The organism is Tetragenococcus solitarius NBRC 100494 (genome assembly GCF_001544195.1).
Lineage (GTDB): Bacteria > Bacillota > Bacilli > Lactobacillales > Enterococcaceae > Tetragenococcus > Tetragenococcus solitarius.
Genome location: NZ_BCPY01000024.1, coordinates 22666 through 36096 on the forward strand (window position 1 = coordinate 22666; position 13431 = coordinate 36096).

At 35.3% G+C, this 13431-nt stretch carries 16 protein-coding genes; all 16 read right to left on the reverse strand.

Annotated features, from left to right (window positions below; all coding sequences use genetic code 11):
* Nucleotides 1-34: 34 nt before the first annotated feature.
* Complete coding sequence (locus TS1_RS07900; RefSeq protein ID WP_068709562.1) at nt 35-391, reverse strand: PTS glucitol/sorbitol transporter subunit IIA; 357 nt, start codon at nt 389-391, stop codon at nt 35-37.
* A gap of 27 nt (nt 392-418) precedes the next feature.
* Complete coding sequence (srlE, locus tag TS1_RS07905; protein ID WP_068709564.1) at nt 419-1435, reverse strand: PTS glucitol/sorbitol transporter subunit IIB; 1017 nt, start codon at nt 1433-1435, stop codon at nt 419-421.
* Between the two features lie 12 nt (nt 1436-1447).
* Entirely contained in the window at nt 1448-2002 is a 555-nt protein-coding gene (gene srlA / locus TS1_RS07910) for a PTS glucitol/sorbitol transporter subunit IIC (protein WP_068709566.1), read from the reverse strand.
* 2 nt (nt 2003-2004) lie between these two features.
* A complete protein-coding gene (locus TS1_RS07915) occupies nt 2005-2487 on the reverse strand; it encodes a transcriptional regulator GutM (RefSeq protein ID WP_068709568.1) in 483 nt (160 codons plus the stop codon).
* Nucleotides 2484-4346: a BglG family transcription antiterminator gene (locus TS1_RS07920; RefSeq protein WP_068709570.1), complete on the reverse strand. Its 1863-nt coding sequence runs from the start codon at nt 4344-4346 to the stop codon at nt 2484-2486. The genes TS1_RS07915 and TS1_RS07920 overlap by 4 nt, the downstream gene beginning before the upstream one ends.
* Before the next feature lie 15 nt (nt 4347-4361).
* On the reverse strand, nt 4362-5162 hold the full coding sequence (locus TS1_RS07925) for an SDR family oxidoreductase (protein WP_068709572.1): 801 nt from the start codon (nt 5160-5162) through the stop codon (nt 4362-4364).
* 191 nt (nt 5163-5353) lie between these two features.
* Nucleotides 5354-6100, reverse strand: coding sequence for a 2-dehydro-3-deoxy-phosphogluconate aldolase (gene dagF, locus TS1_RS07930; protein ID WP_068709592.1), 747 nt, complete (start codon nt 6098-6100; stop codon nt 5354-5356).
* Nucleotides 6101-6102: 2 nt separating this feature from the next.
* On the reverse strand, nt 6103-7206 hold the full coding sequence (locus TS1_RS07935) for a DgaE family pyridoxal phosphate-dependent ammonia lyase (RefSeq protein WP_068709574.1): 1104 nt from the start codon (nt 7204-7206) through the stop codon (nt 6103-6105).
* Nucleotides 7196-8299 carry an amidohydrolase/deacetylase family metallohydrolase gene (locus TS1_RS07940; protein WP_068709576.1) on the reverse strand — a complete coding sequence of 368 codons (1104 nt, stop codon included), beginning with the start codon at nt 8297-8299 and terminating at the stop codon, nt 7196-7198. The genes TS1_RS07935 and TS1_RS07940 overlap by 11 nt, the downstream gene beginning before the upstream one ends.
* Nucleotides 8300-8340: 41 nt before the next feature.
* Nucleotides 8341-9000, reverse strand: a complete 660-nt coding sequence (locus TS1_RS07945; RefSeq protein WP_068709578.1) for a DUF4310 family protein — start codon at nt 8998-9000, stop codon at nt 8341-8343.
* Between the two features lie 13 nt (nt 9001-9013).
* Complete coding sequence (locus tag TS1_RS07950) at nt 9014-9793, reverse strand: DUF4311 domain-containing protein (RefSeq protein WP_068709580.1); 780 nt, start codon at nt 9791-9793, stop codon at nt 9014-9016.
* A 12-nt stretch (nt 9794-9805) separates the two neighbouring features.
* Nucleotides 9806-10162 carry a DUF4312 family protein gene (locus TS1_RS07955; RefSeq protein WP_083498264.1) on the reverse strand — a complete coding sequence of 119 codons (357 nt, stop codon included), beginning with the start codon at nt 10160-10162 and terminating at the stop codon, nt 9806-9808.
* 23 nt (nt 10163-10185) lie between these two features.
* Entirely contained in the window at nt 10186-10545 is a 360-nt protein-coding gene (locus tag TS1_RS07960; RefSeq protein ID WP_068709582.1) for a glycine-rich SFCGS family protein, read from the reverse strand.
* Between the two features lie 19 nt (nt 10546-10564).
* Complete coding sequence (locus TS1_RS07965; RefSeq protein ID WP_068709584.1) at nt 10565-10900, reverse strand: PRD domain-containing protein; 336 nt, start codon at nt 10898-10900, stop codon at nt 10565-10567.
* Between the two features lie 16 nt (nt 10901-10916).
* The gene (locus TS1_RS07970) at nt 10917-12767 is read right to left on the reverse strand and encodes a BglG family transcription antiterminator (protein WP_068709586.1); all 1851 of its coding nucleotides are present in this window, start codon (nt 12765-12767) and stop codon (nt 10917-10919) included.
* Between the two features lie 257 nt (nt 12768-13024).
* Nucleotides 13025-13431, reverse strand: a 407-nt coding sequence (locus TS1_RS07975) for an HAD-IA family hydrolase (protein WP_157061649.1), incomplete at its 5' end; no start/stop codon positions are given.

Below are 13431 nucleotides of genomic sequence, written 5' to 3' on the forward strand. Positions count from 1 at the left end.
AAAGTCTGGGCAAAAGGTTGTCCAGACTTTTTTCTTATTGAATGGATATATAAGCCCCTATAGTTAACTCGGGTATTTCCTTTTCTTCTACATATAATGTTCCCGGTAATTCAGCAGAAGTTGAGCCATCAAATTTAATGGTAATATGACCTAAGTCCTCTAAATTTTTCTGAACAACTTCCCCCACAGCTGTAACTTCATAAGAAGTATCTCCCATTGTTAAGGTAGAATCAGTGGTTATCGAACCTTCCACTGAATTTATTTTTATGCTGTAACAATAATCTTTTAACGTGTCAGGCGCATCTTTACCAAATAAGATCACCATTTTTTCATCTTTAAATAATCCTGCTTCTGGACCAACCGCGATAATTTCTGTTTCAAATACTGACATTCCTAGTTCCTCCTAAAATTTCAATACTTAACTATATAAACCAAAACTTGCTAACCATGCAACAATCACGCGTGGGACTCCGTTTAAGAAACGGGAATATAATACTGAAGGTACGCCTACTTCAACCGTTTCAGATTCGGCCTCTTCTAAGCCTAAACCAACTGGAATAAAATCAGCTGCGTTTTGCGTATTAATTGCAAATAGCGCTGGCAAAGCAAATTGCGGTGGGATATTGCCTTTTCCAATCTCTACGCCAATTAAAGTCCCAATTACTTGACCGATAACACCACCAGGACCTAATAGCGGAGATAAAAACGGCAGCGAACAGATAAAGCCCATAAGAATTAAACCAAACACATTCCCGGCAAGAGGAGCCATAACTTTCGCAATCCAATCTCCAATTCCAGAGCCTTGAATAATACCAATTAGTAAGGAGACAAAGGCCATAAAAGGAATCACAGTATGTAACATTGTTTGTACACTGTCTCGAGCTGCTTGATTAAAGGTGGCAATTACTTTTCCTGCACCCATTCCTATTTTAGCAATAAAACTTTGTTGTTCCGCTTTTTGTTCAGTAATTTTTTTGCTTGTGTCATACTTATTTTCTGAACGATTTTCCGTTTCCGAAACTTCTTTTTCTGCCGCTGCTGTAGTAGCTTCTGTTTCTTCATCAGAGGCAAGTTGAATTTGGTTATTGCCCACGGCTGATACATAAATATCTTCAGTAATATATTGAGCTAATGGACCACTTTTCCCAGTAGCAACGATATTAATAGTCGGGATACCTTTTTTAGGATAAATTCCACATCTTAAAGTGCCTCCGCAATCGATAATAGCTAAAGCAATCTCTTCATCTGGAATAGAAGTTTTAAAACCGTTAACAGCTTCCATGCCTGTTAATTCAGCGATCTTATCAACGATTGCTGGCTTTTCTCCCCCACCAGTAACGTAAATAAACTTATGCTTTTCTTCAGTAGGTGTGATAATTAATGGTCCGCCATATCCACCATTTCCTTTCACTACTTTTATACTATGATAAGCCATTTTTGACCCTCCTTATTCTGCAACTGTGCTCGCTTTTTTATTAAGTGTGATTCCTTGCTGTTTGCAAACAAAGGCAGTGGTATAATCAGTCACCCACCCACCAATGAAGTTCATAACCAGTCCTACTAGAAGATAGCGGATGGCTAAATCCATCGTGTTCAGTCCTAACTGTTCAATTCCTTGAGCAATCCCCATCCAAATAAATAATTCTCCTGGGTTAATATGAGGAAACACGCCATTGCTGGTATGACAAAATTGTGCCTGTGAGGCAAAGTAACTAGGTTTGTAGTATTCAGGCAAAAAGCGAGCTAAAGTAAATGACATTGGATTTCCTAACATAAAAGCCGAAATAAAAGGCAAAATCATATATCGGGTGACAACATTTTTAGAAGATACTCTGGCTAATTTGGTCACTCGCTCCTCTCCTAGAAAAGCAATAATCGTATTCATAGCAACCAATAACATCAAAACAAGCGGGACAATACTGCTCATCCAATCAATAAAAGTGTCTGCCCCTGTTTCAAATAAATTCATAAATCCTTCGGCAAAATTTGTAACATATTTCATGACTACACACTCCTTTTCCATTTTAATTTCATTTGATTTTTCCATAATTGAAGCTGATTAACCATGCCACCTAGCGGAGATAGTGGTTTTTCTTCCTCGTAATTGCCACTTTCTACTCTAAGAAAAACTTCTCTAGCATTTTCCATAGCTTGTCGTAATAACTTATTTTCCTTTCGAACTAAAGGATTATACATATCCAGATAGTGAATATCTTCTCCTAAATACTGAGGAAGGGAATGAAATTTGGCCAAAACTGTCACTCCTTGCATCTTCTTAGCATCTAAAATTCTACCTTCGTCTGTTACTGCGAATAAAACAAGCGTACCTGCTTTAAATCGCCCCTTTCTTCGACCAATCGCTACTTTTCCCTTTTTGCGTAATGATTGATAGATATTATTAAAATGCTTGATTTGTCGAAAACCTAAAATAGCTTGTAAAAGATACGCAGTTATCGCAAAAATACCAAAAATATAAATAAAACTCATGACAAAAACCTCCTTTCCATCCAAACTTTTAATTCTGATAAATCTTCTAATTGACGAAGTTCTTTACGTAATTGCCTATTTGTTGTAAATGCAAAAACAAAATCATAAAGTTTTAATAGTTCTGATTCATCTTTTTCTGATAGCCTTTCTGGAATTGCTAATAATAAGATTAATTCAACCTCTTCGTTTGATGTCTTCAACGTTTTTTGAGGAAATACTCCTAAAAATAGAATAATCTGGTCACTTTCTTTATTAATGGTATGAGGAAAAGCGACTCCCGCTTCGTAAATGGTTGTATGTTTGTCCTCTCGTTCAAAAACACGTTGCTCGAATTGTGAGTCGATAATGTTTTCTAGCGACAATTCTTTAATCATTTGCTTTAAATTTTCATTATACGTTTCTTTAGAATCTAGTTTAGTAAAACGAAAAATAACATTTTCAAAACTCTTAGAGCGAATTTCATTCACACGTTCCCATTCTTCTCTTAACCATTCTGTATTGAACAAATGGGACAATTGAATAACTGGAGTGCTTTGATCAATATTTTTTAAAGGAATAGTCGAAAATATGGCAAAGTATTGATTAAGGTCCTGCTTTTTATATTCTTCTTCAGAATAATGAGTAATCTTAATATCAGAACCTACAACTTTTTCAATTTGACTTTGAATAATCAATGCCGTTCCTTTCCCTGTACTACAGACGATAGCAATTTCTTTTTGTATGGCTGTATCTGTTTGTTTACGTATAGCTAATTCAAAGTACAAAGCTAAGTAACTAATTTCTACTGGTAAAGCCTTTCGATTTAATTTATATTCCAGTCTAGCGAGCCCTACCTTTGCTAATTCATAGGCAAAAGGGTACTGTTTTTCAATTTCTCCATAAAATAAATCTTGGATTTCAAAACGAAATAATAAACGGTTAACCAAATACATTAAATGATATTTCATATCGATAAAAAGCCTGTCTTCGTCTAAATCGACAACCAAAATTTGATGGATATGGGCCATCATCTGTCTAAAGAGCGCTTGCAATTCTGCTTCGTTGATCGCGTCTTTTGTTTTTAATTGATTAGAACTAAGACTTAACGGAAAACAAATAAAATCTCGTTCATATTGACTTAATGTGATTTCATAATCTAATTCAAGATGATACATTAAAGCCTCAATAGCTTCATGACTCTTTGTAAAGTTCATGTAATCGTCTGGAATTGTTTCTAATAAATGATGATTTTGCAACCTTTTTATCACTGTTGAGATGGTTTTTTCTAAAAGAGAAGCGTATATTTTTGAAACCGAACCTCTTTCAGTAATTTGATCTATCAGCTGATAAGTTTCAGTTTGCAAAAATTGATCCGGAAAATAATCTTGCACATGGTAAATATAAAGCAAACGCAAATCAAACTCATTACCATATATACGCATTCCTCTATTAGGTGTTCCACGAACTTTTACATTAAATTTATTTACCATTTGTTTCATTTCTTTAATATCATTTGATGCTGTACTACGGCTAACACCTAATTCATCAGATAATTCATCCATAGAGATAAAATCATTCGAATCAATTAAACGTTTAATTATAAATGAAATTCGTTTATTTACTGAATTGAAATCTCGTGTTTTTTTCAGACCGTCTACCATGATTTCATCAAAGCACTCAAAATCATTGATAGTTAATTGGTACGTAGTATTCTTTTGTACAATTTCAGCAGTGCCCTTTAGTTCTTCATTTAAAGACTCTATGCTGTTTCGTATTGTTTGTCGGCTAATCAGTAATTTTTGTTCCAATTCTGTCATCGTCATCTGTTTATGGGTAACTAACAATTGTAGAATCTGGTACCAGCGATTCACTACAGCCATCTTTACCCTCCAATTCTAGCCTCTTGTTTTACCTCCAGCTACGTTTGTTGTAACGCCCGTAATGTAACTTGAGCGATCTGATAAATAGTAACTAACTAAATCCGCTACCTCGTATAATTTACCACTACGTCCTAAAGGAATCGTACTTGTTTTTGAATATCCTTCTCGCAATTTTTCAACCGTAATTCCTCTTGTGTAAGCCAGTGCTTCTTCATAAGCCAAGGTTCTCAGTCCTGTTTCTTCCATAATTCCTGGCGCAATTCCGACAACACGAACGTTAAATTTACCTAGTTCTTTAGCCCATGAACGTGTGTAACTATTGACTGCAGCTTTTGTAGCTGCGTATGGGCTTTGACCCTCGGAGCCTTCTAAGCCAGATTCAGAAGACATATTAATAATAACGCCAGCTTCTTTTTCGACTAAAATACGTCCAACAGCTTGACTCATCAAAAACAATCCTTTTTGATTTACGGCAAAAATTTTATCAAAAGTCTCTTCTGACAATTCATATTCCCCATGAGGATCATTTTTATCAACCAATAGCCTAGGTATGTTGATGCCAGCATTATTAACCAATCCATCGATTGTTCCAAAGTGCTCCATTACTTTTGTTACACCTGCTTCAACCTCTTGTCTAGAAGTAACATCCGCTTTCACAAACAATAAACGTTCATCCTCTAAAGATGCATCTGTAAGATCAAAATTTGCCACATTTACATTTTGCTCAAGTAAACTTTCAACGATGCTTTTTCCTATCCCGGAAGAACCTCCTGTAACAATCACTGTTTTTCCTTCAATGTTTAACCAATCTGACATATCCTTCACTCCCTACTTTTTGATTACGTTTTCATTATAGGAAAGTATGTGAAAAAATTAAGACAATCTTTTTTTGCAGGAGGTGGTAAAAAATTAGACTAATTTCCAAAAGCAAAAAAATAAAACATATAAAATAGATAGAATATATCTATTTTATATGTTTAAAATGTATAGTTTAAATGATTATATGTTTATTCTTTAACCAAGGCACTCTTCATCATACCAAGAAGTTGCTTTACATCACCAGGTCTTGTATCACCGCTTGCTTTATCAATAATCGAACTGTATACATGCGGGATAACTTTTTGTACGCCAGCATCAATGGCAATTTGAACAATCTCCTCAAAATTGCTTAAATCAATTCCGCCAGTGGGTTCTAGATAAAAATCATTTCTGGCACAAGCTTGCGCTACTTCGATATATTCTTCTTTATGGGTTAAACCTTTCATAGGAAAGTATTTCAACGAACTTGCGCCCATATCTTTGAGCAAAGCAATGGCAGTATCTACAGGAACTTCTGCGGCTTGTTGTTGAGAACTTAAAGGACCTGTGGCGATATCCACATAACCTACTTTACCTGTCGGAGAAACCAGCGCATTCACGATTGTTTCACTTTGACCCAATAGTGCGCGGGAAGTCCCCGCTCCGGTAAATACTTGGTTCACATGTTGCGGTTGTAATTTAGCCGAGATACGAGAAACCATGGCACTTTGATTCGGATCACCTGCGCCCAACCCCACGGATAAAGCGTTATTTGTTGCTTCTTGGTATTTTTTCATCGCTTCAATCGCAAAGGCATCACTATTATAATTTTTAGATAATACACCTAATAATACGTGCCCTTCTGCTGCTTCATAACAATCTTTAGCATTCTCCACGGAATTTGCTAACACATTTAAACAGAGACGATCTTCTAAATAATTAGGAACTAAAGCCAACATTAATCTCCTTCTTCCATGATTTGTTTTAATCTTTGAACAATTTTTTTCATTTCTTCTTCGTTAACAGAACGAATATCAAATTCAATAATGCCATTATTAGCTTGATATTCTCTTGTATAAACGGCAGGGTTTTGCGCTTTTAATTCCGCAATCACTTGCTTGGCCTCTTTATCCCCGCTGACTTTGACACTGGCTCGATAGATATCCCTACCTGCCCCGTCTTGCACAATCTTTGCGTCCAAGTTTTGAATCTTATTGAGTGCAGTAACGAAAGGTTGTAAACGCGCTTGCATAGAATCCCCATCTTCGCTACCGTTTCTCAAATAATCTTCCACAGCTTGAGTAAAGCCTAAAATATTATCTTTACCGATTTTCATAGCGCGTCCGATGCCTTTTCCTTGCAAACGAACCCACTCAATGTATTTTTTAGCCCCAACAACCAAACCCGCACTAGGTCCTTCGATTGCCTTGGCTCCGGAATAAATGACAAGGTTGGCTCCAGCTTTTATATATTTAAACAGATCTTCTTCAGCTGCCGCATCGACAATTAAAGGCACATCATTTTGTTTTGCTACTTTCGCTGCTTCTTCTACCGAAAGCATACTTTTTTGCACCGTATGATGACTTTTGATATATAAAATAGCTGCTGTATTTTCTGTAACCATCATGTCAAGATGCTCGGGTGCACACATATTGGCATAGCCAGCTTCAACCACTTTTCCTCCGCCTTGAGAAACCATCACTTCTACCGGAGTCCCATAATCCACATTATGTCCTTTAGGCAAAATAATTTCACGCTGACTTATTTTTTCTGTATAAGGGTGGTAAGCATGATAAACCTCCCCTTGTCCAATGGTCGCAGCCACAGATTGTGCAATACCTGCCGAAGCTGAAGATACGATATGCGCATCTTCCACCGCTAATAAATCTGCTAAATATTTTCCCGTTTGTCTACTTAGATCATCCATTTCAAAGAAATGTTGCCCGCCAAAGCGTTGGGCTTCCAATACAGAATCTGAAACTTTAGAAACGCCTAAGACTGTCATCTTTCCAGAGGCATTAATCACTTCTTTTAGCCCAAACTTTTCATAGCTAATTGTCATAAACTTGTCCTCCAATAATTGTCTTTACTGGTTTAATCTGCTCATTTGTATTTCTAGTAAAACCATTTGAATCTGTTAAGACTTTTTCTTCTGAGACAAAATCAAAAACGGTAATATCTGCATCATAGTCTTTTTCTAATTTTCCTTTGGTGGAAAGCTTGAAATTTTTTGCTGGAGCAACAGTAATTTTTTCAATAATTTCTGGCCAAGAATAGCCAACCACATGCAATTTTTCTAAAGTCGTAGCCAAATCATAAACAGGACCATTCTTGCGATTACGAATATAAATATCCGTACTGATAGAATTCGCTTTGATGCCTTCTTGCAAAGCAACTTCGGCTACTTTAAAGTTAAAACTATCGGTTCCATGACCAATGTCAAAAACAACACCTTTATCATAAGCTTTGTGAGCGAAATCTTTGATCTTGCTTGTGTCCTGATCTAGGATACCGTTACTTTTCCCATTAAAACAATGGGTTAAGACATCTCCTTTTTCCATTAAAGATAATGTTTCACTTAATTCAGGAGGAGCTGAACCGATATGAACCATTAACGGAATGCCTTGGTTTTCTTCTTGTATTTGCTTTGCCAATTCCAAGGGCGTAACACCATTCTTACCTACTACGGTTTTACTCATCCGTGCCTTAATTCCTACCACAAATTCAGGGAGATCTTGAATAACTTTTGACACAAGTCCTTGCTCAACATTTGATAGATCAGCTAATTCATCTTGTGCAACGATGCCTGTTTTTGAGATATTTACCATCGCGAAAACGTTCGTTTTTACCTTCTTTGCCAATTGATAAAAACTTTGTATATTTTCTGCCCCCGTTGTTCCAGCATCAATAACCGTTGTCACACCTTTTTCCACACCTACTTGATCAGGAAAGTCATAATATAAGTTCATTTTTTCAAAACAGTGAACATGATCATCGATCCAACCCGCAGATACAAATTTTCCAGTAATATCAATCACTTTTTTGTCACTTGTATCAATTGAAGGAGCCACCTGCGTTATCTTACTATCTTTAAAGGCAATATCACAGCTTTCACCTGTAATTAGTTTTCCACCTTTTAAAACTATTTCTTCCATATTGATTTTACGACCTTTCTATTCAATGTTATCTATTTTTACTAGACTGACACTGGGAAAATTGCTCCTAAAACCATTGCGCCGAGAATGGCCCCTCCTGCGATCGGTCTTTCAAATTTATAAAAAATCAGCGCACCTATTGTCGCACCTATGCCAATCGGAATTGAGGCTTGCGCTGCGCTCAAAACAATCAGAGGACCAAGGAAGCGACCAGAGGAATTTCCTGCTCCCATCATAATGTCAGCTCCAAAAGTAGAACTGGATTGGTTAATAGTGAATTTGCGGATCAATACAATAATTCCGCCAATAAGTAGACCTAATATTCCTCCTGTAAGAAGCGCTAAACCAAAATTATTAAGCGGTGCAGTAATACCTACACTTAGCAAAATAGCTGGAATCCCAATCCCTAACCCAGTCAGAATTGAACCGCCCAAGTCAAGGATTCCAACGAGTGAGCCTTCAAGAATTCTAGCAAATAAAAAACTCGCACCAAAAGCGGCAGCCGCTCCATAAGACCCACCATCTAATCCTGCTTTTAACATAGCGACAATAGCGACTTCGTTAAAAGCTCCTACATTGTATTGGATATACATATAAGTACCGGTAAAAATTGCAGCAGACATAATTCCCACTATGAGAGGAAAAGACCAATCTGCAAACCAAAAGCTCTTTGCTTTCTTCTCTTCTGCTATATCTTCCATTTTTTAGTCTCCTTTACTCTGTTTTGATAAGTTGATGTACATTATCCAACCAATCAGGAACTGACAACTTAAAGCTTTCTAGTAATTCCAAATCAAATCCACGGAAGAAACCACTTAACACAAATAGTAAAATCGCAGCAAATAAAATTATCCTCGTAATTCTGGACCAGCCTTGGTCATCTACACCTTTTCCTACTAGTATTCCTAAAACAACACCAGGAACCGCATTTCCCATAATCATTTGAGCAAATGCACCAAATAAAGTTCCCCAAAAACCAGTACGTCTTCCAGCATCAATTGCTGCCAGCCAGAAAATAATAGGCATCACTGTATCAATTAATATTGTAGCCGCTGGTACTAATACAGCGACCGCCGTAACTTGTAATGCTTCAGGAATAGCTGCAGCAGTACTGTTTAAAAAAGCAACGACAATCATTCCAATAATTGTTCCAGCAATTCCCATCTTTTTAGGATCTTGCATTGTTTGACTTACATCTTTATTTTTGTATAGCAAGGCAGCAGCAGCCCAGTTCGGAACAACCCGATGAGTGACATCTTGTGTAAATGCACCAGCTCCTACTGCTGAAGCCCATGCATTAAAGAAAAAACCTAGGCCAAATGAAAAGTGAGAAGCTGGATCTCCTTGACAAGCGTTCATTTCTCCGAGTGTACGAAACGCTCCAAGAGCTTGAGTATTTGGTGCATGAAACATCCTCGCCGCCCCTACTCCGGCAGAAAAGCCCAACAACCCACCAATAATTAATGACTTTATTAATATCGTAACAAACTCCATTTTCTTTCTCCTCTATTCTCTTAATCTTTTAGCAAAAATAGATTTAAATAACTTTGGCTTTGTGTCATCTATTTCTCTAAAGTCCACTTTATCTACATCAATACTTGATATTTCTACATCAATTTTTAACTTTAGTTTATATTCTGATCTTTTTCTAGGAAAAAAGAAAAATAAAAATCGCTCCGTAAAAGTCTTCTCCTCTGCAGAGAGTATAGTGATTGTATCTGGTTCAATTCTTACGGGTACATTGTCTGCATATTTCGTAACTTGTTTTTGTACGCTACTCAAAGCATCTGCAAAAACTTCTTTTTTATTTTTTCCTTTACCAGTTACAGTAATAGCCGTTTTCTTTTTCTCTAAAACGCTCACTATTAGACCTCCTCCTCAAATGTCTATTGGCTACCATATTTTTTCAAATATGCCTCAACGATTCGCTTTCCTAGCTCTTCTTGATCTAAGAAACCAAAGCCTAAAACAGTTTTTCCTTCATTAATAGCAGTAACTCCTTCATCGATGGAACGCATCCCATGACGAGCTGGATAACCATACTTATTAGATGCAGTGATAGCACCTGCACCCCCACTACCACAAAAAGAGATTCCGATATCTGCGTTTTCTTCGTGCATTACGTCGCCTAATCTCATATCCGCCCCCATGCCAGGAACAACAACTGCTGTTCCTCCAGCCTTTTCTACCCCTTTTGCTACGTTCTGACCTTTACCCATACGATCTGCAATAACTACTTTTACCATAATTTTTTCCTCCAATTTATTAATTATTTGTTTTTGCTGCTTCAAAGTGAATGGATAAAATATATTTTTCATCTTCACTTAAATTACCTATATTTTTAACTATATTATCAGCAATAGTTAATGAGTTTGATGAAACTTCAGAAAACATTGTTGGGTCAACATCTGGTATGCTCCCTCCTTCTTTTTTCCTATCAATCATTTCTTTCAAGTGATTAATAAGAACAGTCCATTGAACTGCATTAAGTTCTATACTATTAATTTTTAATTGACCATTGGTATACTCTATTATTTTTTTTAACTCATTCTGATAAGAACTGTTTTCAATTATTTCCTTCGCTTCTTGACTTATTTCCATTTTCTCCTCCATTTACTTAAAGCTCTATATATTGAAATAACGCCGTTAATTCAGCATCATTAACAGATAAATCATTTTCTGCAAAAAGTTGTTCAACTTCCAATAGAAGCTGCTTATTATTAATCAAGATATCTTTATCTACATTTCCAACAGGATCGTACTGCCCATCAAAAGTTATACGATGAACCATTAAAAATACATGTAGCAAAAAAGCATCTGAATAATCATTTTTTATTACACCATTAAAAATATGCAATAAACCTTCATAAATAGTATAGCCTTTTACAATCAAATCCTGGCTAAATTCTTCACTATTCTTCAGCTCTTTTTTTATCCTTGTTTGTTTTAATTGATTCTCAAAAACACCATCTTCGTTGGTTAATAAATGATCAACAGTATTTTTAATTTTTTGTATATCATCTTTTGAAGGAATAGCATTCACTTTAATTACTGGGTGAGTAGCGCTTTCAATTGGAAAAATACTAATCACAAGATCCGGCTTTTTTTCTTTAATTACTTCATCTGCATTTAGAACTGAAGCAAAACCTGTAATTTCCACATTACCAACTTCTTCATATATACGTTGTTGTATAAGGTTAGTCACCCCTAAGCCCGTAGAACATACGTATACTACACGGATAACTTCCTGTTCTTGTTGTTCAAGAGAAACTAAAAAGTGAAGCGTTATATAAGCAACAAAAGAATCATCTATTCTGATGCCTAAATTAACTATTTCTCGACGGCAAGCCACTAGCACAGCATTAAAAAGTTCTGGATATTTCTTTTTTATATCTTCAACAAAGGGATTGTATTCATTAATGAACTGGTACTTCTTACTTAATCGCAAAGACAAATGGGCGAATAAATTAGTCAACAATTGATGATCTTTAGTAAAAGGGATAGAAATTTCTTCTGTGACATCTTTAATCAAACGATTCGTTAATTCAAGTGAATCCTGTATAGGTCCTTTTTTCGTATAATTGCTTGCGATATATTTATACTCTTCTTCTAATAAAGGTAAGTCGTACTTTTCAAAAATTTTTTCCATAATTAAAAATGGAATATCATTTTTTTCAATTAATTGATTTTGATTATTTAAAAGTTTTAAAGAATAAATAGGCTGGTGTAATCTTAGACGACAAACAGATATGGTCGTGCGTAACGAAATAGATAGTAACTCAGTGTAATTAAATTGATCTAATAAAGTAGGATTAAGTAATAAAGATAGTTCTTCTATCACTTGAGTATAAGTTGATTGGAATAGATTATCTTTTCCTAAATTAATTGAGCTTATCCTTTCATCATTAGGATTAACTAATTGATTCATAATGTTATAAATATCATATTCAGTAAAATTTGTTTGAAGTAAATGTTCTATTAAGTAACGTACATCCTCTTCCTTACCTTGTATAAAAAGACCATATCCACTACTTCTGTTAAGCTTTACTTGAAAACTTTCAACAAGCTCGTCTACTTTTTCTAAATCAGTAACGACCGTATTTTTCGATACAGATAAAGAATTGGCTAAATCATAAATTGTCAAAAATTTGTTTGTCATAAGTAATTGCATCGTAATTCTTGTAACTCTAGTCGACTGATCTGGATAAACATCAAAGCTTTGTGTTACAAGTAGTTCATTTTTTAAAGTCATTTTTTCTACATCAGATAAATCAAACCAAATTCCTTTATTCCTTTGAGAATACAACTTTATATTTTTTGTTTTTAACCATTCACGAATATCTGATAAATCATATTTAATTGTTCTAACGCTAACATTAAATATCTCAGCTAACTCCCTTGTCGTTATAGCAGATTCAGATTCTAACAATTTTAGAATGATCTTAATACTTCGTCTAGAAAGCTCCATATCACTTCTATCTCCTTACAAATTTAATATACATCTTAGTGTTTCTTCTCACAATACAAAGTTATTGCACCTGTATTAGTGCAAAACTAGTCAAATTGTAATGAATTTTAAGCCACAGATAGTGCAATATTACATCAACAAAAAGTGCTCAATCAAAAAAAGAAAAAACCTCTAAAAACTATGTTGTTAAATACAAAGTCTTAAGAGGCCCCTTATTTTATCAAATGAAAAGTAAAATTCGGCTTTTTAGTTCTGTTTTAAAAATCAAAGCACTTATTCCTGTATAACCATTTTTCTACACTTTCTAGACTATCTAGTACAGTTATCATATATTTAAAATTATCCGGTATTTTGATTGTAGAATTTGAGCTATTATCGGGAATAATAATAAAAGGTAATCCAGCAGAATTTGCCGCGCTTGCACCAGTAACTGAGTCTTCCAGTACAAGTAATGATTGGCTTGGCATATCTAATCTTTTTTGTGCTTCTAAGTATAATGCTGGGTCTGGTTTTACTTTCTCTACTTGATCTCCTGTAACTATAACATCAAATAACGGAGATAACTGATATTGTTCAAAAATTGCCGCCGTCTTTTCTTTAATCGAAGATGTTGCGACTACGGTTTTTATTCGATTTAATTTTAACGTTTCGATTAACTTACAAA